Origin of the sequence: Vibrio intestinalis, assembly GCF_025195085.2 — a bacterium.
GTDB lineage: Bacteria > Pseudomonadota > Gammaproteobacteria > Enterobacterales > Vibrionaceae > Vibrio > Vibrio intestinalis.
In genome coordinates this window covers 232,335-252,525 of sequence record NZ_JANAVY020000002.1, presented here as the reverse complement: position 1 = coordinate 252,525, position 20,191 = coordinate 232,335, and the positions used below count along the sequence as shown (strand labels likewise).

General features: G+C 46.5%; 19 protein-coding genes. 12 read left to right on the top strand and 7 right to left on the bottom strand.

Annotation, left to right across the window (positions count from 1 at the left end):
* Positions 1-42 precede the first annotated feature (42 nt).
* Entirely contained in the window at positions 43-807 is a 765-nt protein-coding gene (locus MU515_RS05640; protein ID WP_260259412.1) for a DNA repair protein, read from the bottom strand.
* A 363-nt stretch (positions 808-1,170) separates the two neighbouring features.
* Between MU515_RS05640 and cysB the strand changes: the two genes are divergently transcribed.
* The 5 genes from cysB (at position 1,171) to MU515_RS05615 (ending at position 6,461) form a co-directional block, all read left to right on the top strand.
* Complete coding sequence (gene cysB / locus MU515_RS05635; RefSeq protein ID WP_260259410.1) at positions 1,171-2,145, top strand: HTH-type transcriptional regulator CysB; 975 nt, start codon at positions 1,171-1,173, stop codon at positions 2,143-2,145.
* Between the two features lie 80 nt (positions 2,146-2,225).
* A complete protein-coding gene (locus tag MU515_RS05630) occupies positions 2,226-3,422 on the top strand; it encodes an SAM-dependent methyltransferase (RefSeq protein ID WP_260259406.1) in 1,197 nt (398 codons plus the stop codon).
* A 235-nt stretch (positions 3,423-3,657) separates the two neighbouring features.
* On the top strand, positions 3,658-4,623 hold the full coding sequence (locus MU515_RS05625) for an ABC transporter substrate-binding protein (protein ID WP_260259405.1): 966 nt from the start codon (positions 3,658-3,660) through the stop codon (positions 4,621-4,623).
* Positions 4,624-4,728: 105 nt separating this feature from the next.
* Complete coding sequence (locus tag MU515_RS05620) at positions 4,729-5,670, top strand: ABC transporter permease (protein ID WP_260259404.1); 942 nt, start codon at positions 4,729-4,731, stop codon at positions 5,668-5,670.
* The gene (locus MU515_RS05615) at positions 5,667-6,461 is read left to right on the top strand and encodes an ABC transporter ATP-binding protein (RefSeq protein WP_260259402.1); all 795 of its coding nucleotides are present in this window, start codon (positions 5,667-5,669) and stop codon (positions 6,459-6,461) included. Before MU515_RS05620 ends, MU515_RS05615 begins: the two co-directional genes overlap by 4 nt.
* 101 nt (positions 6,462-6,562) lie before the next feature.
* Here the strand turns inward: MU515_RS05615 and dusC are convergent, their stop codons facing one another.
* Positions 6,563-7,519, bottom strand: a complete 957-nt coding sequence (gene dusC, locus MU515_RS05610) for a tRNA dihydrouridine(16) synthase DusC (RefSeq protein ID WP_260259401.1) — start codon at positions 7,517-7,519, stop codon at positions 6,563-6,565.
* Between the two features lie 197 nt (positions 7,520-7,716).
* On the opposite strand from dusC, the gene MU515_RS05605 reads away from it, so the two are divergent.
* From MU515_RS05605 to serS, 4 genes are all read left to right on the top strand, one after another.
* The gene (locus MU515_RS05605) at positions 7,717-8,331 is read left to right on the top strand and encodes a YecA family protein (protein WP_260259400.1); all 615 of its coding nucleotides are present in this window, start codon (positions 7,717-7,719) and stop codon (positions 8,329-8,331) included.
* Between the two features lie 101 nt (positions 8,332-8,432).
* Positions 8,433-9,032 carry an outer membrane lipoprotein periplasmic chaperone LolA gene (lolA, locus tag MU515_RS05600; RefSeq protein ID WP_260259399.1) on the top strand — a complete coding sequence of 200 codons (600 nt, stop codon included), beginning with the start codon at positions 8,433-8,435 and terminating at the stop codon, positions 9,030-9,032.
* A gap of 3 nt (positions 9,033-9,035) precedes the next feature.
* Entirely contained in the window at positions 9,036-10,385 is a 1,350-nt protein-coding gene (locus MU515_RS05595; RefSeq protein ID WP_260259397.1) for a replication-associated recombination protein A, read from the top strand.
* Between the two features lie 91 nt (positions 10,386-10,476).
* Positions 10,477-11,784: a serine--tRNA ligase gene (serS, locus tag MU515_RS05590; RefSeq protein WP_260259396.1), complete on the top strand. Its 1,308-nt coding sequence runs from the start codon at positions 10,477-10,479 to the stop codon at positions 11,782-11,784.
* Between the two features lie 38 nt (positions 11,785-11,822).
* Here the strand turns inward: serS and MU515_RS05585 are convergent, their stop codons facing one another.
* Positions 11,823-12,686, bottom strand: coding sequence for a LysR family transcriptional regulator (locus tag MU515_RS05585; RefSeq protein WP_260259395.1), 864 nt, complete (start codon positions 12,684-12,686; stop codon positions 11,823-11,825).
* 111 nt (positions 12,687-12,797) lie between these two features.
* Here MU515_RS05585 and MU515_RS05580 point away from each other — a divergent pair, with 111 nt between their 5' ends.
* Positions 12,798-13,445 carry a glutathione S-transferase family protein gene (locus tag MU515_RS05580; protein ID WP_260259391.1) on the top strand — a complete coding sequence of 216 codons (648 nt, stop codon included), beginning with the start codon at positions 12,798-12,800 and terminating at the stop codon, positions 13,443-13,445.
* 89 nt (positions 13,446-13,534) lie between these two features.
* Here MU515_RS05580 and MU515_RS05575 read toward each other — a convergent pair whose 3' ends face one another.
* Positions 13,535-14,080 carry a hypothetical protein gene (locus MU515_RS05575; RefSeq protein ID WP_260259389.1) on the bottom strand — a complete coding sequence of 182 codons (546 nt, stop codon included), beginning with the start codon at positions 14,078-14,080 and terminating at the stop codon, positions 13,535-13,537.
* A gap of 153 nt (positions 14,081-14,233) precedes the next feature.
* Complete coding sequence (locus tag MU515_RS05570; RefSeq protein ID WP_260259387.1) at positions 14,234-15,121, bottom strand: LysR family transcriptional regulator; 888 nt, start codon at positions 15,119-15,121, stop codon at positions 14,234-14,236.
* A gap of 176 nt (positions 15,122-15,297) precedes the next feature.
* Between MU515_RS05570 and MU515_RS05565 the strand changes: the two genes are divergently transcribed.
* Together MU515_RS05565 and MU515_RS05560 are read left to right on the top strand one after the other, a co-directional pair.
* On the top strand, positions 15,298-15,966 hold the full coding sequence (locus tag MU515_RS05565; protein ID WP_260259386.1) for an NADPH-dependent F420 reductase: 669 nt from the start codon (positions 15,298-15,300) through the stop codon (positions 15,964-15,966).
* A gap of 264 nt (positions 15,967-16,230) precedes the next feature.
* The gene (locus tag MU515_RS05560; protein WP_260259385.1) at positions 16,231-17,109 is read left to right on the top strand and encodes a DMT family transporter; all 879 of its coding nucleotides are present in this window, start codon (positions 16,231-16,233) and stop codon (positions 17,107-17,109) included.
* 59 nt (positions 17,110-17,168) lie between these two features.
* Here the strand turns inward: MU515_RS05560 and ansA are convergent, their stop codons facing one another.
* Positions 17,169-18,185, bottom strand: coding sequence for an asparaginase (gene ansA, locus MU515_RS05555; RefSeq protein WP_260259384.1), 1,017 nt, complete (start codon positions 18,183-18,185; stop codon positions 17,169-17,171).
* A 146-nt stretch (positions 18,186-18,331) separates the two neighbouring features.
* Entirely contained in the window at positions 18,332-20,182 is a 1,851-nt protein-coding gene (gene sppA / locus MU515_RS05550) for a signal peptide peptidase SppA (RefSeq protein ID WP_260259383.1), read from the bottom strand.
* Positions 20,183-20,191 lie beyond the last annotated feature (9 nt).

Below are 20,191 nucleotides of genomic sequence, written 5' to 3'. Positions count from 1 at the left end.
AGGCCGCGATAGCGGCCTTGGTCATTTGTTGCGGTAAGTATATTACCACTTTTTCTTTTCGCCAAAGAGCGCATCCATATCGTCGTTGCGTTCTTTTTCTGCTGATGCTTGAGCTTCTTCAGAGTTTTTGTTTTGGCGGCGCTGCTCAAGATCATCGTACATTGCTTGTAGCTTTTCACGAGCTTGGGCTGAGTATGCGTCGTTTTTAGTGCTCAATACATCAAGGCCTTTGCGCAGTAGCTGAATCGCAGTACCCGGTTGACCACGAACAATCGCATCGTTAGAGCGCTTGATAACGTTTTCAATGTTGATGCGAACTTGGATCGTTTCTAGACGAGCGTTCTCAGCAACGTAAGCTTGAGTTTCAAAACGGCCTTTGTTGTGCTCATTGCGAATAGTATCGCGCAGACGTTTTACCAGCTTCAGCATAACAATCGCTTGTTTATCGCTGCTCGGTACTTTAAACGCAGCCGTTTCACCACTTTGATTGCTGTTTTTAAGCTGCTCAATTTGCTGCTTTACGTGTTCTACGCGCTGCTCTAATTGTTTGTTTTTAGGATCAAGCTCATGCATGTTTTGCACAGCATCTAAAATACGGTTATTCAGACAAAGTAATAGGTCTTTACTAAACGGCATATGATGCGCGTGACCGATCAGCTCTTCTGTCGCATCAATAATAGCAATGTAGCGAGCGCTTTCTTGTTTTTTCGCAGTGGCGATTTTCGCGTTGTACTGCAGCATAATGTTGTAGCCAAGAACTAATACCAACAAAATGGCAACTAAAGCGATGATTAACCCAATATTCATAAATTCCGTATCTTATGTTTATGATGGCTAGCCGTTAAGCATACACGATTCTGTACACCTAAAGCACTAAATTCTCCATCATTTATTCCAACATCCTGCGTATTATTACTTGTTGCTGATTTGATTAATATTGAAAACCTGAAATTAGACCAGAAACTGGGCTTTCGATTGCAAAAATTAGCTTTGTAACCCCTATTTCTCTCAAGAGAGCGGGCTATTTTATCAATTCGACTATCAATTTCCTGAAAGAGACGTTATAACTAAAACTTATAAACTATGTGAGCGAGCTGCTAGTTGAACACTTCAACGAAGGGGCTTGGTTATATCCATCAAGTCCTTCGATAAGGGATTACGAGGTCGAGAATGAAGTTACAGCAACTGAAGTACATTGTTGAGGTTGTAAACCATAACCTAAACGTCTCTGCTACTGCAGAAAGTCTATATACTTCCCAGCCGGGGATCAGTAAGCAGGTTCGTTTGTTAGAAGATGAACTTGGAATTCAAATTTTTGAGCGTAGTGGCAAGCACTTAACCCAAGTGACCAATGCTGGTGAAGATATCATCCGTATTTCGCAAGAGATATTGGCTCGTGTTGAAAGTATTAAAGCGGTTGCGGGCGAGCACACTCATCCAGAAATGGGTACGCTGAATATTTCGACCACTCACACCCAAGCTCGCTACGCTCTTCCTGATGTGATTAAAGGCTTTACTGCTCGTTATCCAAAAGTTTCGCTGCACATGCACCAAGGCACGCCAAGCCAAATGTCTGAAGCGATTGCGAAAGGAACCGCAAACTTCGCCATTGCAACCGAGGCGCTGCACCTTTATCAAGACGCGATTATGCTGCCGTGTTACCACTGGAACCGCTCTATTGTGGTGCCAAAAGATCACGCTCTCGCGCAGAAAAAACAAATCACTATTGAAGATCTTGCAAGCTACCCATTGGTAACTTACGTGTTTGGCTTTACCGGCCGTTCAGAGCTTGATACCGCGTTCAATAAAGTTGGCCTGACACCGCGCGTTGTGTTTACAGCAACCGATGCTGATGTCATTAAAACTTACGTTCGCATGGGCATGGGCGTTGGTGTGATTGCCAGCATGGCAATTGATAAAGAGCAAGACCATGATTTGGTTGCGATTGATGCAAGCCATATCTTTGGTGCAAGTACCACGAGCATTGGTTTCCGCCGCGGTACCTTCTTGCGCTCATACATGTTTGATTTTATGGAGCGTTTCGCGCCGCATTTGACTCGTCCAGTTGTAGAACAAGCGCTTTCACTTAAGTCGAATGCTGAAATCGAAGAGATGTTTAAGGATATCGACTTACCGGTTCGTTAAACCGCTATCAAAACTCGCCGCTTCCCTCTAAAATAAAGGCTTACTCAGGTCAGATGAACCTAAGATCCCTAGAGGGAAGCATGCAACACCTTTTCCAATCTATCGATTCATTTCTAATCAAGCACCAACAGTACTGGCGCTTTGAGCCGTTTTTCGCCAGTTTTTCCGACGCGCTTTTATGGCAACAAACCCATCCTGAATTGTGCTCGTGGCTTAGCACACTATCTGAGCTACAAATCGAGCAGTATAAGCAGGACTCGTCATTATTGTTTGACCATATAGGTCGATTTTTCCCTGAGTTAAAAAGCCATTTGGCTAGCCTTTATGTACCTGAGTTACCTAATCACGGCCTGCAACTGGCTCGTGGTGTTGATTCCGGCGTGCCGGGTCGCAAGCTTGCTCAAATTGTATCAATGGGAGAGGCGGCGCTGGCGCAGCATCATGGCAAAGAATGGTTAGAGTGGTGTTCTGGCAAAGGGTTCTTAGGTCGTATTCTTGCGAGCCAAAGCGGTGAGAAGGTAACCAGCTTTGAGTTTCAGCATGCCTTGTGCGAGTCAGGCCAACAAGAGGCCGATAAACAGCATCTTCCTATGCAGTTTGTACAGGGTGATGCGTTTGATGAATCAGCTAAGCAAGTCTTCAATGATAAGCAACATGCGGTGGCTCTGCATGCTTGTGGCGACCTGCATGTAACATTACTTAAGCATGGGGTAACTCATCACTTACCAGCAATGACCATTTCTCCTTGTTGTTATCATCTGATTAAAGATGACGACTACCAAGCGTTATCCAAGCAGGGGCAGGCTTCGGAACTGGCATTGACTCAGCAAGAGTTGCGAATTCCTTTACAGGAATTGGTCACTGGCGGCGAACGTGTGAAACGTCACCGGTTTTTAGAAATGAGTTACCGTTTGGGGTTTGAACTCTTGCTACGCGAGCAGCTTGGCCACCAGCAATACACACCAATACCAAGTATTAAAAAGTCACTACTTTCAGAGGGTTTTGAACCGTTTTGCCAATGGGCGGCTGAGAAAAAGCAACTTAATCTGCCTCAAGTCGACTTTGACGGCTATTTTGAGCGAGGGCAACAACGCTACTGGCAGATGGAGCGCCTTAGCTTAGTGCAACAACTGTTCAAGCGCGGTTTGGAAATGTGGTTGGTGCTAGATAAAGCGTTATACCTGCAACAAAATGGTTATCAAGTGTCGGTGAGCGAGTTTTGCTCTCGCGCAACCACGCCTAGAAACTTATTGATTCACGCACAGCGTAACGTGTGACTGCTCTCTTTTGGTATTGCGATAGCGCAATACCAAGCGATAAATACCCATCTCTCCTTTTGTTGATTGGATGTTAAATCTTGCTTCCAATTTGTTTAACTTATTGGTAATAATTAAAGCTGTGCGCAATAAGTGTACAAATTAACTAATAATTAAATAAGCCAAATACCTCGCAATTCAGAAAGGTAAGGCAAACACACAACATCCCAGTCATTGCTTAAATCAAGGAGTTAAGATGAAAGCAGGAAAAGTCATCGCAACCGCCGTTCTTGCCGGTGTGGCATTACTTTCTTCAGGTAGCATCATGGCTAAAACAGCCACCGTAGCGGTTTCTCAGATTGTTGAGCACCCAGCACTCGATGCAACACGTCAAGGTTTGGTCGATGGTCTAAAAGCCAAAGGCTATGAGCAAGGAAAGAACCTCGAATTTGATTACAAAACTGCGCAGGGCAACCCTGCGATTGCAGTGCAAATCGCTCGTCAGTTTGTTGGTGAGCGCCCAGATGTATTAGTCGGCATTGCAACGCCTACGGCCCAAGCTCTAGTTTCCGCTACCCGCGACATCCCAGTGGTATTTACCGCTGTAACCGATCCAGTAGGTGCAAAGCTGGTCAGCCAGTTAGAGCAGCCGGGTAAAAATGTGACTGGCCTTTCTGACTTGTCTCCAGTTAGCCAACATGTTGAGTTGATTAAAGAGATCCTACCTAACGTAAAATCTATCGGTGTGGTGTTTAACCCGGGTGAAGCAAATGCTGTCACTCTTGTTGACCTACTGAAAGAGAGCGCAAAAGCACAAGGTATTGAAGTTGTAGAGGCGACCGCACTAAAAAGTGCCGATGTTCAATCAGCCACTCAAGCGATTGCGGCAAAATCTGACGTTATCTACGCACCAACTGATAACACAGTAGCAAGTGCGATTGAAGGTATGATTGTTGCGGCAAACCAAGCCAAAACCCCAGTATTTGGCGGTGCGACGTCATACGTTGAAAAGGGGGCGATTGCGAGCCTAGGTTTTGATTACTACCAAGTTGGTGTACAAACCGCTGATTACGTCGCGGCTATCTTGCAAGGCGTTGAGCCAGGTTCTCTTGATGTACGTGTCGCAAAAGGTTCTGATTTGGCTATCAACAAGACAGCCGCAGCGAAACTGGGTGTTGAAGTTCCTCAAGCGGTATTAGAGCGCGCAACAAGCGTTAAGTAATACACTTAAAGCATGGTTAGTGGGTAAAGGAATTTACCCACCTTAAGCTTTGGCGACTGGCCTATTTAGCTGGTGGCCTTGGCATCAAGCAGAGAAGGAGTATGTATGTCTGCTTTTGCTTTTTTTGGCGCGCTTGAGATTGGTTTGCTCTATGGCCTTGTGGCTTTGGGCGTCTACCTAACGTTCCGCGTGCTCGATTTCCCTGATTTGAGTGTTGATGGCAGTTTCCCTATGGGAGCGGCCGTTGCAGCTACGGCAATTGTTGCTGGTATCAACCCTTGGGTAGCGACAGGTATGGCGATTTTGGCCGGTGCAGCGACAGGCTGGGTCACGGCATTTCTCGCAGTGAGATGCGGCATTTTGCATCTTTTAGCCTCTATTCTTACCATGATCGCAGCCTTTTCTATCAATATCCGTATTATGGGGCGTCCAAATATGGCGCTATTAGGAGAAGAAACAATTCTGACTCCTTTCGAAGCCATGGGCGATCCGGTTTATATCCGTCCTCTAGTGGTCGGCGTGTTAGTACTCATCTCTTCTTGGTTTGTGGTTCGACTATTAAACAGCGACTTTGGCTTGGGCCTTAGAGCCACTGGTGTTAACTCACGTATGGTCTCCGCCCAAGGTGCAAGTACTTCGTTCTACACCTATTTTGGTTTGGCTTTGTCGAATGGCTTTGTTGGCTTTGCAGGCGCGCTGTTTGCTCAAACCAATAGCTTTGCGGATGTCACCTCAGGCGTCGGTACGATTGTGGTTGGTCTAGCGGCGGTCATTCTTGGGCAAACTCTAATACCCGGTCGTAAGATTTGGGTGGCGGTTGTCGCTGTCGTTGTCGGCTCTGTGTTATATCGACTTGCGGTCGCCTTTGCCTTAAGTACCGGAATGTTTGGCTTACAAGCATCGGATCTAAACCTAGTGACGGCTGTATTGGTAGCCATTGCGCTTATCGCTCCTAAGATTCGGAGCAATCTTCGTGCAAAAAAGCTTAGCCCTGCGACGGGCAAAGCATCGGCGAAGATAAGTAAAGGATCAGGAGAGGCGGTATGATTCGTTTAGAAGATATTCAAGTGACGTTTAACCCCGGCACTATTTTAGAAAATCGCGCCCTGAAAGGGGTGACATTAGAAGTACCAGAACATCAATTTTTGACTGTGATTGGCTCCAATGGGGCTGGTAAATCGACTCTATTAGGCGCTGTCACTGGTGAAACCCCAATGGTTGGCGGACGAGTCCTCATCGACGAGAGCGATGTGACTCGGCAAACGGTCGCTCAGCGTGCGACGCAATGTGCGCGCGTATTCCAAGACCCTTTGGCGGGTACATGTGGCGATTTAACCATCGAAGAAAACATGGCCTTGGCCTATATGCGTGGTAAACGCCGTGGTTGGAGCCATTCGTTGTCGTCCAAGCGTCGTAAATTGTTCCAAGAGCGAATTAGCATTCTCGGCTTGGGGCTAGAAGATCGCCTCGGTGACAACATTGGTTTGCTATCAGGCGGTCAAAGGCAAGCGGTTAGCTTGGTGATGGCAACATTGACAGACAGCAAGCTGTTATTACTTGATGAGCATACCGCAGCGTTAGATCCGCGAATGGCTGCATTCATCATTGATTTGACCAAACGTATCGTTAAAGAGTTCAATTTGACGGTAATGATGGTGACTCACTCAATGAAAGATGCGCTCGCATGTGGAGATAGAACCGTCATGCTGCACCAAGGTGAAATCGTTCTTGATGTCGCAGGTGAGCAGCGAGCAAACATGCAAGTGCCAGATCTGTTAGAGATGTTCTCTAAGGTGCGCGGCGAAGAGTTAGCTGACGACAGTTTGTTACTCAATTAGTCAGGTTTAACGTTCATAGAAAAGTAAAAGCCCTATCGAGTTTGATAGGGCTTTCTAGTTTTTGTAGCTATTTCTACTTAGCTGTTATTTCTGCTTGGTTGCTATTTATCGGCAACAAGCTCATCGCGGTAGCGCGTGATGTATTCAACAATCGGATCCGCTTTGTTGAAGGTGCGAATTTCTCTAAATAGCTCAGCGGCTTGTGGGTATTGCTGGCGCAAGTAAGCAAACCATTGTTTGACGCGGTTAGGGTAGTAGAGGCCTTTGTCGCCTTTCATTTCATAGCGAGAGTAAACTAACAGTAGCTCTACTACTTCTTCCCACGGCATCTCTTTGTGGTTGTGTTTGACCACATTACCTAGGTTCGGCACGTTGAATGCGCCTCGACATACCATCAGTGAGTCTACACCCGTGGTTTCAATACAGCTTTGGCCGTCTTGGTAGTTCCAGATTTCGCCATTAGCAATCAGCGGAATAGAGCTGCGTTGGCGAATTTGGTTAATGTAATCCCATTTGATTTCACTCGCCTTGTAACCGCCAGTTTTGGTACGAGCATGTACCGTCAGTTCGTTTGCACCCGCCGACTCAATCGCGCTGACGATTTCAAAACAGTCTTCAGGGTTTTCCCAACCTAAGCGTATTTTTGCTGTAACTGGAATCGATTCATCAACGGCATCACGACAGGCTTTGACTACCTGATGGATTAGCTCAGGATGCTGCAATAGCGCTGCGCCACCTTTGCTTCGATTGACCAACTTGGCCGGGCAACCAAAGTTAAGATCGATGCCGCGCGCGCCTAAATCTGCCGCCATCACAGCGTTTTCCGCCATCCAATGTGGGTCTTGACCAAGCAGTTGGATATGAACAGGTACACCAGATTTGGTTTGCGAACCTTGGTCTAGCTCAGGGCATAAGCGCTTGAAAACATGCTCAGGCAGTTTTTGATCGATCACACGCACGAACTCTGTCACACAGAGATCGTAGTCGTTGATATCAGTTAAGATCTCACGCATCAGGTGATCTAAAACGCCCTCCATCGGGCCTAAAACTACTCGCATATCTCAAACGCCATAAAATCAGGAGGCGTGATTCTAATGATTTCACTAGCGGAAGTCACGAATATAGGCCAGATAACAGTTTTGTTCAGTTGAGATTCATCAAGCCTAGGCTATCTTGTTCAATACACAAGTGACCCAGCAGGGTAGGCAAGGTATAATCCCTCGCTTAATTAAACTGACGCTAATATAACAATCTTATGACTGATCAATTAATCGCTTTAGACACGCTGAGCTGTGATGAATCTCCAATGTTCATTGAAGGCGTTGTACTGGCCGCTAACTTAGCCACTAAACCGCTACAACCAGAATCTTGGTTAGGCGACATTTTTGGCGATAACGCTGAGCAAATGAATCGCCCAGTTGTGGAACAGATTAATAAACAATTTGGATTGTTAAAACGTAATGAATACTCACTGCTTGCTTTGATTGATAACGAGCAAAAGAGTGAGTGGTTGGCCGATTTTTCTGAAGGTTTCATGACATTATGGCCAACTATTGAGCCACAATGGATGGAAACGAAAATCAGTGATGGTTCACTGCGTATGCTGCAAGCAATGCTAACCACGTTCATGTTGGCGATTGATGAGCAGCAAACTCAAGAGCAGATGAAGCAAGCAGGTGTGGATACTCCACCTTCACTGGCTGATTTACTTGATCAAGTTGATTTGATGATCAACGAAGTGGCACAAGCGGCTGACGAAGCGATGGTGGGTGCTAAAGGTCAAAGCGTAAACCCATTTAAAGAGATCGGTCGTAATGACCCGTGCCATTGCGATAGCGGCAAAAAGTTTAAGCAGTGCTGCGGTAAGTAATATTTTACCGCTTCGCCTCAAGAACCAAGTGAGCTTTTGCTGGTCATACAGAACATGAAGGTAGGGATAATTTCTCTATCGATGCATTCAGGAACGAAAACATGAAGAAAGCCCTTTTATTGTTATTAGCTGCGAGTTTTACTGCCTCCGCTGCACCTAAAGATGAACTGAACCAGCGTTTGCAAATGCGTGATGGCTTCAGTGCAGACTTTTCTCAAACGGTAACTAGCCCTGATGGGGATGTGATCTCCGAAGGTGAAGGCAAAGTAGAGATAGCGCGTCCTAGTTTGTTCCGTTGGACAACCCTGTCACCAGATGAAAACGTATTAGTGTCTGATGGTAAGACGCTGTGGTATTACAGCCCATTCATCGAGCAAGTCAGCATTTACTGGCAAGAGCAAGCAACCGCACAAACGCCATTTGTATTGCTAACTCGCAACAAACCAAGTGATTGGGATGCGTACCATGTGGTGCAAAAAGGTGATGTATTTACGTTGACGCCAACTGCCGTCGATAGCAACCAAGGCCAATTCAAAGTAGAAATTGACGCCAAGGGCGCGGTGCAGGGCTTTAGCGTTATTGAACAAGATGGCCAAAAAAGTGAGTTTAAGTTCAACAAAATTACCCTTGCAACTCCAAAAGCCGATCGCTTTAGCTTTACTATTCCAGATGGTGTAGAGGTCGATGACCAAAGGAATTAATCTGTGAGTAATTACTCGTTTGATTTTGCAGGGGACGAAGATTTTCGTCCCCTTGCTGCTAGAATGCGCCCGCAAACGTTAGACCAATACATTGGTCAGCAGCATATATTGGGTGAGGGCAAGCCGTTAAGACGCGCGTTAGAAGCGGGTCATATTCACTCCATGATTTTATGGGGGCCTCCGGGCACCGGTAAAACAACCCTTGCCGAAGTTGCAGCGAACTACGCCAATGCCGAAGTCGAACGTGTCTCGGCAGTGACCTCGGGCGTTAAAGAGATTCGCGCCGCAATTGAACGAGCGCGAGAGAACAAACTGGCTGGTCGTCGCACTATCTTGTTTGTTGACGAGGTGCATCGCTTCAATAAATCTCAGCAAGATGCCTTCTTACCGCATATCGAAGATGGCACCGTGACCTTTATTGGCGCGACCACAGAGAACCCATCCTTTGAGCTTAACAACGCTTTGTTATCGCGCGCTCGTGTATACAAGTTAACCTCGCTTGCGACTGAAGATATTCAACGGGCTTTGCAACAAGCTATCAACGATAAAGAGCGTGGCCTAGGCAATGTAACAGCCAACTTTGTTGATAATGCGCTGGATCGCCTAGCAGAGCTCGTTAACGGTGATGCTCGTATGTCGCTCAACTACCTTGAGCTTCTGTATGACATGGCGCAAGAGAACGAGCAGGGCGAAAAGCAAATCACCCTACAACTGCTCGCAGAAGTGGCAGGTGAGAAAGTGTCTCGCTTTGATAATAAGGGCGACATTTGGTACGACTTAATTTCTGCGGTTCACAAGTCCATTCGTGGCTCTAACCCAGATGCGGCTCTATATTGGGCTGCTCGCATGATTGCCGCGGGGTGTGACCCTCTTTACATCGCAAGACGCCTTTTAGCCATTGCTTCAGAGGATGTGGGCAATGCCGATCCACGAGCAATGCAAGTGGCTCTCTCTGCTTGGGACTGCTTTACCCGTGTTGGCCCAGCAGAAGGTGAACGAGCGATCGCACAGGCGATTGTTTACCTAGCATGCGCACCAAAAAGTAATGCGGTGTACACCGCTTGGAAACAAGCCCTGACCGACGCCCACAACCTACCCGAATATGAAGTGCCTGTGCATTTACGCAATGCGCCGACTAACTTGATGAAAGATCTTGGCTATGGCGCTGAATATCGTTATGCCCATGACGAGCCAGGAGCATACGCAGCTGGGGAGCAATATTTGCCACCTGAGATGTTAGGCACACAGTACTATCAACCGACAAATCGTGGTTTAGAAACCAAAATTGGCGAAAAGTTAGATTACTTGGCTAATTTAGACGCAAATAGCCCACAAAAGCGCTATGAAAAGTAGCCAAATTTGGATACATTTGTTCGGTTAATATTTTTAGTGCTTGAGCATGATGTTCGAGCACGATTTCACCACTAAAAGCATAGGATTAACAATGCTGGATTCTAAATTACTTCGTACAGAGCTGGATGAAACAGCTGCTAAACTGGCGCGTCGTGGCTTTAAGCTAGACGTAGAGACAATCCGTACACTTGAAGAACAACGCAAGTCCATTCAAGTTGAAGTTGAAAATTTACAATCCACGCGTAACTCCATCTCCAAGCAAATCGGCCAAAAGATGGCGGCTGGTGACAAAGAAGGCGCAGAAGAAATCAAGAAGCAAATCGGTACTCTAGGTAGCGATCTTGATGCGAAAAAAGCTGAACTAGCAGAGATTCAAGTAAAACTTGAAGACATCACGCTGTCAGTGCCTAACTTGCCAGATGATTCTGTGCCAGACGGCAAAGATGAAGACGACAACGTAGAAATCTCTCGTTGGGGTGAGCCTAAAACTTACGATTTCGAACTAAAAGATCACGTTGATCTAGGTGAAATGGGCGATGGCCTAGATTTCGCTAGCGCAACTAAGATCTCTGGTGCGCGTTTCATCGTAATGAAAGGCCAATTCGCTCGTCTACACCGTGCAATTGCTCAGTTCATGCTTGACCTTCACACTGAACAGCATGGCTACACAGAAATGTACGTGCCATACCTAGTGAACGCAGACAGCCTATACGGTACTGGTCAGCTACCTAAGTTTGGTAAAGACCTGTTCCACACTGAACCTCTAGAAGAGAAAGTAAACGACGAAGAACCTCGTAAACTGTCACTTATCCCAACAGCGGAAGTACCAGTAACGAACATGGTTCGTGACACTATCTCTGAAGAAGCAGACCTACCACTTAAGATGACGGCTCATACTCCATGTTTCCGTTCAGAAGCAGGCTCTTACGGTCGTGATACTCGTGGTCTGATTCGTATGCACCAGTTCGACAAAGTTGAACTTGTACAAATCACTAAACCAGAAGATTCAATGGCGGCTCTAGAAGAGCTAACCGGTCACGCTGAGAAAGTTCTACAACTTCTAGAGCTTCCTTACCGTAAAGTGGTTCTATGTACTGGTGACATGGGCTTCGGCGCTCGTAAAACTTACGACCTAGAAGTTTGGGTTCCAGCACAAGAGACTTACCGTGAGATCTCTTCTTGTTCAAACATGTGGGACTTCCAAGCTCGTCGTATGCAAGCTCGTTTCCGTCGTAAAGGCGAGAAGAAGCCTGAGCTAGTGCACACGCTAAACGGCTCTGGTCTAGCCGTAGGCCGTACAATGGTTGCTATTCTAGAGAACAACCAAGAAGCAGATGGCCGTATCGCGATCCCGACTGCACTACAGTCTTACATGGGCGGTGCAACGCACATCGGTTAATCTCAAGCGAGATAAGCGAAGAAAATTCAAAAGCCGACTCATCGAGTCGGCTTTTTTGTCTCTGAATTTTGTGTTAGCTGCTCAATACAGCTTTTATCCAGCAATGGATGTCCATTCGCGCCTGTTAGCAGCACGATGTCGACAGCAGGAAGCGGGGGCATGTCTGTCAGTACTTCTAACTCTTCGCAAGTACTGATTGCGCCCATCGCACCGACAGCAAGCCCTTGCTTGATGATCGCTCTGAGTGCTGAAGAGGTATTGCAGCAGGCCAACAGCTGATACTCGGTACCACGTTTCGTTAGGCCATCAATCGCGGCGGCGTGATACTTACAATCGGTCTGATATAAAGCGATAGGTAGGGTTTCTTTCTGGTTATTGCTGTGCAGTTTAATAGCGTGCTTTTTACTGGTAACCCACACGCCCTGATCGCTAGCGAGCCAATAACCCTCTTCACTATCTGGCGCTCTGGTGACAATCGCCGCATCCAGTTTTCCTTCATCGAGCCATTCTCTTAGTTTCACACTTGGCTCGCTGAATACTTGAATCGAACAAGTAGGTTTAGCTTGTTGAATGGTTTGGATGACTAAGGGCAGGATCTTATCGTTGTAATCTTCTGGGCAGCCTAGTCGAAATGGATGCTTATCTTGGTATCGCTTTACCTGATGAATGGCTTGATTGTGAATGCCGACTAGCTTTTCGGCGTGGCTGCGTAGTGCTAGCCCAGCTTCACTCAGCACAAGATTACGGCCTTCTTTTTCAAACAAGCTGACATTTAGCTCTTGCTCGAGCTTGCGCATCTGAGCGCTAAAGGCAGATTGAGTTCGGTTAATCTGCTTGGCTGCACGGGTAAAACTGCCCGTTTCAACGAAAGCGAGAAAGCTCTTGAGCGATTCAATATCCATATCGGTCTAACCCATCGTTTTTATCAATATATGCCATCAAAACTATCCGTTAGTTGGCCAATAAACAATCCTTTAATCTGTTTGTAGATGTTAAGAGACAAGGAAAAAGGAATGCAACTGTTTATTGCCAATCAAAATTATTCGACATGGTCATTGCGCGCGTGGCTGATATTTGCCCAATACAATTTGGATGTAGAGTTCATTAAGTTAAAGCTCTTTACGCCAGACTTTTATACCACCCTTGAAGAGGTAACACCCACTGCGAAAGTGCCGACATTGGTTGATAAGCAAACCGCTGTGTGGGACTCATTAGCCATATTGGAATATGTAAATGAGCAGTATCTTGATGGGCAAGCATGGCCAAACGATGCAGGGCAGCGTGCATTAGCGCGAGCTATTTCAGCAGAGATGCATTCTGGTTTTTTCAATCTGCGTAATGAAATGCCAATGAACTGCCGCGCGAAACGCAGAGTCGAAATCAGCGAAGGCGCTAAGCAAGAGATAGCGCGCATTGACCAAATTTGGTCACAGCAGATGCAGGTATTCCCGGATGAGTGGCTATTTGGTGAGTGGTCGATTGCTGATGCGATGTATGCGCCTGTGGTATTGCGATTCAAAACTTATGGCATAGAGCTGTCGCCTCTCGCCGAGCAATACGCGCAGAAAGTGCTAAGCAGTGCAGCTATTCAGCGTTGGTTAGCAGAGGCGAGTGAAGAAACCGACATTGTCGAAGAAGACGAAGCCGGTATAGAGGTTTAGAACAAATAAAGCTCCCTAAGTACTATGAAGTTGCTTAGGGAGCTTTGCGCCAATTAAGGGTACTGCTGAGGAGATTTGGCGCGAATTGGTTACAGAGCTTTACTTAGGCAGCGTTTCACTTCGCGGCTACGCTTTTTCTCAAGCTGTCTTTGAATCTCACTTTCAGACGCGTTAGCGACTTCTGCTGAATTGGCACTTTTTACTAAGCGGTCGACATTATCGAATGCACTCACTTTTTTGCTGTAGAAGTATTTCGCTGCTGACTTTGGCATGTCCGATGGGTCTTTGATGTCGTTTTTCATTTGGTCGCGTATGTCATCTGCGCTCATGCCTTCAATCGAAGCGGCATACAAAGCGTAATTGTAGTCGCCAACGAACTCGCATTGTTCTTGAGTCGAAGCATCGGTTGGGAAGCTTTGCGCCAACATGTCGCTGCTATTGCTTGAACCACCAAATAGCATCCACCCTACGCCTAATAGCAACAATGCACCGCCAGCAATAATGCCAATCTTGGCTTTTGGATTGTCAGCAATGCCGGAATGTTCAATTTGGCTTTTTGCCTGCTCAGCGTTGGCTTTAATTTTTTCGATATCGACTTTTTGTTTTACTTGGTCTGTTACTTTGTTCAAATCCATTTCGCTATCCTCACGGTGATTCTGGTTTGCTTAGCGCTAAAGGGGGAATGCGCTGCCTGTCTCGATGGGATTAAGTTTGCCCGTGAGCGAGAAATGAACCTAGGTACGAAAATTAGAAAAAAACGCGAAATTTATTTTTTGATTTGTTTGTCTCTATCGATACCGGTCGATAACGGCCTCAATAAATGCCTGCATGGTAGCGGTTTGGTATCGGTCTTGACGATAGACAAGATGGAAGTTGCGCGCTGGGGTTTGATAGTCAGGTAGCACTTGTACAAGTTCACCAGAGTTGAGTTCTTTGCTCACCATGAGTTCTGGTACCATCGCGATACCAAAGCCATTCACCATGGCTGACAGCAATGCTCGACTCTCATTCACTTTAAGGCGAGATTCAATCTCTATCTTGAGGGCTGAACCGTTTTGGTAAAAGTGCCAGCGGTTATAGTTCATCGCCCCTTCAAATAAATACCCTAAGCATTGGTGCTGCTCTAAATCTGTAGGGGTTAAAGGTGTGCCGTAACGCTTAAGGTAGCTAGGAGAAGCGCAGCAAAGCAGCTTGTAATCCATCAGCGGGCGCGCCACTAGGTTTGAATCTTCTAATTTTCCGACTCGAAACACCGCATCGAAATCACTTTGTTGAATATCAACGTACTCGTCAGATAAATGCACTTCTACGCCAATCTCTGGATAGCGATTGAGAAAGTCAGCCAGAAAAGCTGTAAGGCTAAAAGCTCCGAAGGTTCTTGGCGCACTGATCTTTAACGTGCCTGAGGGCGTGTTAATCAGAGAGTCGCTAAGCTGCTCGGCGGCTTTAATATCTTGCAGAATTTGTTTGCAGCGCTTGTAGTAGGCATCACCAAAAGCAGTGAGCTGGTGGCTACGTGTGGTTCTTTGTAGCAAAGTCGCGCCAAGTGTTTGCTCTAGATTAGCCACTTGCTTAGCTACCATCTGCTGAGAAATACCGAGCTTTTTGCCTGCGGCAGTGAAGGAGCCGCCTTCAACGGTTTGGATGAAGGTCGACATTGCGCTGAGTTTATCCATATTCACTACCTCTACATCAACAACGGCTATATTCACAACTTTTGGTTGTTAGTGTTTAAATTGTTCGTCCATTTAACAAGTAAATAAGCGGTAATAACATTAGCCTAAGTGAGATGAAGGGGGAAGATATTGCATGAGTCGCTCTTCGCTAAATGGAATGAAAAAGGATGTAAAACATGAAGATAGGTATTATCGGAGCAGGGTTCGTGGGTAAAGCAATCGCTGAGTTATTAATAAGCCATGGCCATGAGGTACTCATTGCTAACTCGCGCGAACCAAAAACACTATTTAGCTTGATGGGGAGCTTACCTCAAGCGCAACTTGGTACGGTTCAAGACGCTTGTCACTTCGCAGAGACAATTGTAGTCGCAATCCCGTTTTCTAATATTGGCCAGCTACCTGTTGAAGCTCTTGCTGGGAAGGTGGTGCTTGACGTAAATAATTACTACCCAGAGCGTGATGGTGCGATAGCCGCGTTAGACAACTTTGAAGCGACAACCAGTGAGTTGTTAGCTCGACATTTATCTCAATCAACGGTTGTGAAAGTATTCAGCAACATTATCGCTGCGCACATTAATCGTGATGCTTTGCCAAAAGGAAACCCGAGCCGCCGAGCGTTACCTGTGGCGAGTGATGATCAACAAGCTAAGCAGCAAGTTATGGCCTTGGTGGATGAGCTAGGGTATGACCCAATTGATGGCGGTAACCTCACTGAAAGCTGGCGTTATGAGCGCAGCAAACCTGCCTATTGCTTCCCTTTGAATGTGGCCGAAATGCAGCAAGCGCTGTCGAAAGCCAAGCGAGATGAAGAATTACCACTCAGTGCTTGGGCGGGAGTGGTCTAAACCTCGATAACTGGATTTGACGAGTAAAAGCTGGCAGATGCCGGCTTTTGTATTTTTACGGTCTTTATCTTTGTTGGCTCTTAGAGCGAAGAGGTAAAACTAATCTTGTAACATTTGTTACAAGATTCTCATTGTGTGATAAAAAAGTTACGGCGCATATCGCGTTTAGCGGCTTGAACTGGCATGATTTATTGAGTGGGTTGTTATTTGGGCTCGCTAAAACCTAAACCAGTTTCTAAAAAGTGAATAGATCGAGCGCCAATAGTGAAACCTGAACAAAAAGCAGCCGCCATACTAGTATGCGCCACCATCTTGTCGGCGTTAGGATGGATCTTTTCCAAAGAAACCATACAAGGTTTGCCTCCATTTGGCTTTGTCGGTCTGCGCTTTCTACTCGCTTCTCTCTGTTTGTTGCCATTTTGCTTAGGTTCGCTGCGACGCGCTAGCTGGCGAGATATTCGCTCCGCTGCCTTAGTAGGGTGTTTACTTGCCACGGCTCTAATGAGCTGGATACATGCGATTTCCATTAGTGACACTTTGGGTGAAGGGGCGTTTATTCTTAGCCTATCTATGCTGATGGTGCCGTTTGTTGCATGGGTGCTGTTTGGTCAGCGTCCGAAACGTATTTTTTGGGTATCGCTGCCTGTGGCCATTTGTGGCTTGGCTTTCCTGTCACTTAAAGATGGTTGGCAAAGTTCGAGCAGTCAGCTGTGGTTTTTGTTCAATGCGGTGATTCTGGCGCTGCATTTTAATGTAAACAGTAAGTACTCCAAGACCTTGCCTATTTTACTGCTAACTTGTATTCAGCTGTTTGTCACAGGTGTGATTGGCTTAGTGGCAAGCACGTTGTTTGAAACGGTTCCGGTGTATATTGAGCCCTCAATTTGGGGTTGGTTTGCGGCTAGTACCATCTTGGCCACTGCGCTGCGTTACGTCATGCAAACTACCGCGCAAAAGCAGATCGTGCCGGGCAATGCGGCGCTGATTATGATTTTGGAGCCTATCTGGACGGTGTTTCTCAGTATCGCGTGGTACGGAGAGCAGATGTCGCTCAATAAAATGGTTGGTTGCTCACTTATCTTGTTCGCGCTGATTCTCTATCGTACTGACGGTAAGCTGACAAGTTTGTTTCGCCGTAGCTAATTCTCGCCTAAAACAAAAAAGCCAGCGAAGAACGCTGGCTTTAGCTATATCAATTTGAGTTAGATACTCATCTCACCACGCAGTACTTGCTGCATCTTCACTTTAACTTGTTCGTAAGTTAAGCCTTGGCTTAATAAGAAGTGCAGTTTTGCTAGCGCCGCTTCTGGTGTCATATCGTAACCACTGATCACGCCTGATTCTGCCAAAGCACAACCTGTCGCGTAGCCGCCCATATTCACTTTACCGGCAAGGCATTGAGTTAAGTTTACGACTAACACGCCGCGCTGTGACGCATCTTTTAAGTGAGCCAGTAGCTCTGGGTTTTGTGGCGCATTACCCACACCAAAGGTGAGTAGAATCATCGCGTTGACCGGTTGCAACAAGGTGTTGCGGATCACTTCATGAGAGATGCCCGGGTACATAGTGATAACGCCAATCGGCTGCGGGGTAATATCGTGAACTTTGAACTCACCTTCAGGTTGTTCATTCACTTTAATGTCGCTGCTGATTTGAATATTGATACCCGCCTCAAGCAGAGGAGGTAGGTTTGGTGAAGTGAACGCATTAAAGCCATCAGCGTGTGATTTCGTGCTGCGGTTACCGCGCATCAACTTGTTGTTGAAGAACAGGGTCACTTCATTGATTGGGTAGTTCGCCGCGATGTGTAAAGCGTTAAGTAGGTTTGCTTGGCCATCTGAACGCAATTCCGCTAGCGGAATTTGTGAACCAGTAACAATGACTGGTTTGGCTAAGTTTTCAAACATAAACGACAGTGCAGAAGCGGTGTACGCCATTGTGTCTGTACCGTGCAAAATCACAAAGCCATCGTATTTATCGTAGTTATCTCGGATGTCGTCTGCGATTTGTTGCCAGTCGGCAGGGGTCATGTCGGAAGAGTCGATCAGTGGATCATACTCATGGATCGTGAATTCCGGCATTTCCGGACGTTGGAACTCTGGCATGCTTGCAAGTTGCTTTTCCATAAAGCCCGCAACAGGCACGTAACCGTGATCATGTGACTTCTGCATACCAATGGTACCGCCCGTGTAGGCGATATAGATGTGTTTTCTTGCCATTGCTCGAAACCAGTTTAATTGTAGGGGGAACAGAGCGGGGGATTATAAACAATTCTTCACCAATAAAAAGGGGCATGTCGCACAGACATACCCCTCTAATTGTGGCCTAGAGCGCATATAGGTTTAAACGCTCAAATAGTGTACGGTTACTGGACTTGGCAGTTTAAACAGAAGGCGTAATGGCCTTTTGGATCGTTGAAACTGTTCAGTAAACTCGCGTCTTCAACTAGCTGTGTAGCAGCAGGTTGAAGGGCTTTCGGCAGCATTGAGCTGACATCAAGGCCAAGGTTTACTTTTACTTGGTTCATGAAATCTTGGAAGAACTGCTCTGCAGGTGAAAGCGGCTCTTCAACCCAGTAAAGGTTGTAGTTTTCAAGCTCTGCCAGTTTTGCAGCTAGCGCAACCGCATCGTCAAAATCACCCATCTTATCAACTAGGCCACGCTCTAGTGCGTCTTGACCTGTCCATACACGGCCTTCAGCGATGTTTGGCATGTTATCAATGGCAATATCACGGTTAGTGCTTACCAAGTTGATAAAGCGATGGTAACCATGCTCAATGCCCATTTGGAATGCGTCTGCTGCGTCTTCAGTAAGGCCCGTGGTCACGCCGATACCTGAGAATGGTGAGGTACCCACGCCGTCAGTGTAAACGCCAATGTTGTTCAGACCTTTTTCAAAGGTGGTGATGACACTGAAAATACCGATAGAACCAGTCAAAGTGGTCGGCTGAGCGATGATTTGATCTGCACTCATTGAGATCCAGTAACCGCCAGATGCAGCAAGGCTAGACATAGAAACCACGACAGGTTTGCCCGCTTCTTTTAACGCTTGGATTTCGTTGCGGATAACTTCTGAGGCAAATGCACTACCGCCTGGGCTATCTACACGTAGAACGACTGCTTTTACCTTGTCGTCGTTACGAGCTTGGCGCAGCAAAGAAGCCACAGTGTCGCCGCCTACTGTACCGCGCGGCTGTACGCCATCCATAATGGCACCGCTTGCGACAACAATCGCGATATCATCACTGTTGATGTCAAAATCAGGGGTAACAGTGGCTGAGTACTCGTAGTAATCAATGTATGGATAGCTATCACCGCCATCGCTGCCGAAGGCGTCAATCATCTCTTTACGTACTTGTTGGCGGGTTGCCAATTGATCCACCAAACCAGCTTTGAGCGATAGCGCTGCTAAGTCACCATCAGACTCTTTCATCAACGCAAGGAATTCGTCCATGGTTGGGTTGAGCGATTGTGGGCTAATTTCACGATTGGTCGCGACGTCATCCACATAAGCACCCCAAAGTTGACCTAACCAACGGGTCGCGGACTCTTTCGCTGCATCAGACATATCGTCACGCACGAAAGGTTCAATGGCCGATTTGTAAGTGCCCACGCGGAATACGTGCGTATTGACATCTAGCTTCTCTAACAGAGTTTTGTAGTACATCGAGTAGGCGCTGTAGCCTTTGATCATTACTGCACCGTCAGGAGCCATGTAAACCTTGTCAGCATAGCTTGCTAAGTAGTATTGGCTTTGATTGTAAAAATCGCTTACCGCGTAAATCGGTTTGCCTGAGGCTTTAAACTCGTTCAGTGCTTTGGCGATGTAGCGCAGCTTGGTTAGGTTCGTTTCTGGCATATCTCTTAACGCCAGAACAATCCCGGTGATGTTCGAGTCATCTTTGGCCTTGCGAATGGTATTCACAATGTCAAACAACACGTTTTCTCTTGGTAGATCTTTACCAAACAAAGAGCCAGTAAATGAGTCCATTGGATTGGTGTAGCTAGATTGCTCAACAATAGGACCAGAGATATTAAGGATCAATGCAGAGGACTGCGGAACCTGCGGTACGGGTGTTTCTGCTGAGTTGTACAAGAAGTACATAGAAGCAAGCACTGCAAAAAACAGTAAATTAACAATGGCGACTCGGATAAAGGTGATGAGTTTCCAAATCCCTTTGAAAAACAAGCCGATAAACTTGAATACTTTTTTCATTTTTTCTCC

Coding starts and splice junctions, on each gene's coding strand:
- MU515_RS05580 (WP_260259391.1), top strand. CDS start 12,798: ATGCAACTGTTTATTGCCAATCAAAATTATTCGACATGGTCATTGCGC.
- dusC (WP_260259401.1), bottom strand. CDS start 7,519: ATGCGAGTAGTTTTAGGCCCGATGGAGGGCGTTTTAGATCACCTGATG.
- MU515_RS05575 (WP_260259389.1), bottom strand. CDS start 14,080: ATGGATTTGAACAAAGTAACAGACCAAGTAAAACAAAAAGTCGATATC.
- sppA (WP_260259383.1), bottom strand. CDS start 20,182: ATGAAAAAAGTATTCAAGTTTATCGGCTTGTTTTTCAAAGGGATTTGG.
- MU515_RS05570 (WP_260259387.1), bottom strand. CDS start 15,121: ATGGATAAACTCAGCGCAATGTCGACCTTCATCCAAACCGTTGAAGGC.
- MU515_RS05630 (WP_260259406.1), top strand. CDS start 2,226: ATGCAACACCTTTTCCAATCTATCGATTCATTTCTAATCAAGCACCAA.
- cysB (WP_260259410.1), top strand. CDS start 1,171: ATGAAGTTACAGCAACTGAAGTACATTGTTGAGGTTGTAAACCATAAC.
- serS (WP_260259396.1), top strand. CDS start 10,477: ATGCTGGATTCTAAATTACTTCGTACAGAGCTGGATGAAACAGCTGCT.
- MU515_RS05640 (WP_260259412.1), bottom strand. CDS start 807: ATGAATATTGGGTTAATCATCGCTTTAGTTGCCATTTTGTTGGTATTA.
- MU515_RS05620 (WP_260259404.1), top strand. CDS start 4,729: ATGTCTGCTTTTGCTTTTTTTGGCGCGCTTGAGATTGGTTTGCTCTAT.
- ansA (WP_260259384.1), bottom strand. CDS start 18,185: ATGGCAAGAAAACACATCTATATCGCCTACACGGGCGGTACCATTGGT.
- MU515_RS05565 (WP_260259386.1), top strand. CDS start 15,298: ATGAAGATAGGTATTATCGGAGCAGGGTTCGTGGGTAAAGCAATCGCT.
- MU515_RS05585 (WP_260259395.1), bottom strand. CDS start 12,686: ATGGATATTGAATCGCTCAAGAGCTTTCTCGCTTTCGTTGAAACGGGC.
- MU515_RS05615 (WP_260259402.1), top strand. CDS start 5,667: ATGATTCGTTTAGAAGATATTCAAGTGACGTTTAACCCCGGCACTATT.
- MU515_RS05605 (WP_260259400.1), top strand. CDS start 7,717: ATGACTGATCAATTAATCGCTTTAGACACGCTGAGCTGTGATGAATCT.
- MU515_RS05625 (WP_260259405.1), top strand. CDS start 3,658: ATGAAAGCAGGAAAAGTCATCGCAACCGCCGTTCTTGCCGGTGTGGCA.
- lolA (WP_260259399.1), top strand. CDS start 8,433: ATGAAGAAAGCCCTTTTATTGTTATTAGCTGCGAGTTTTACTGCCTCC.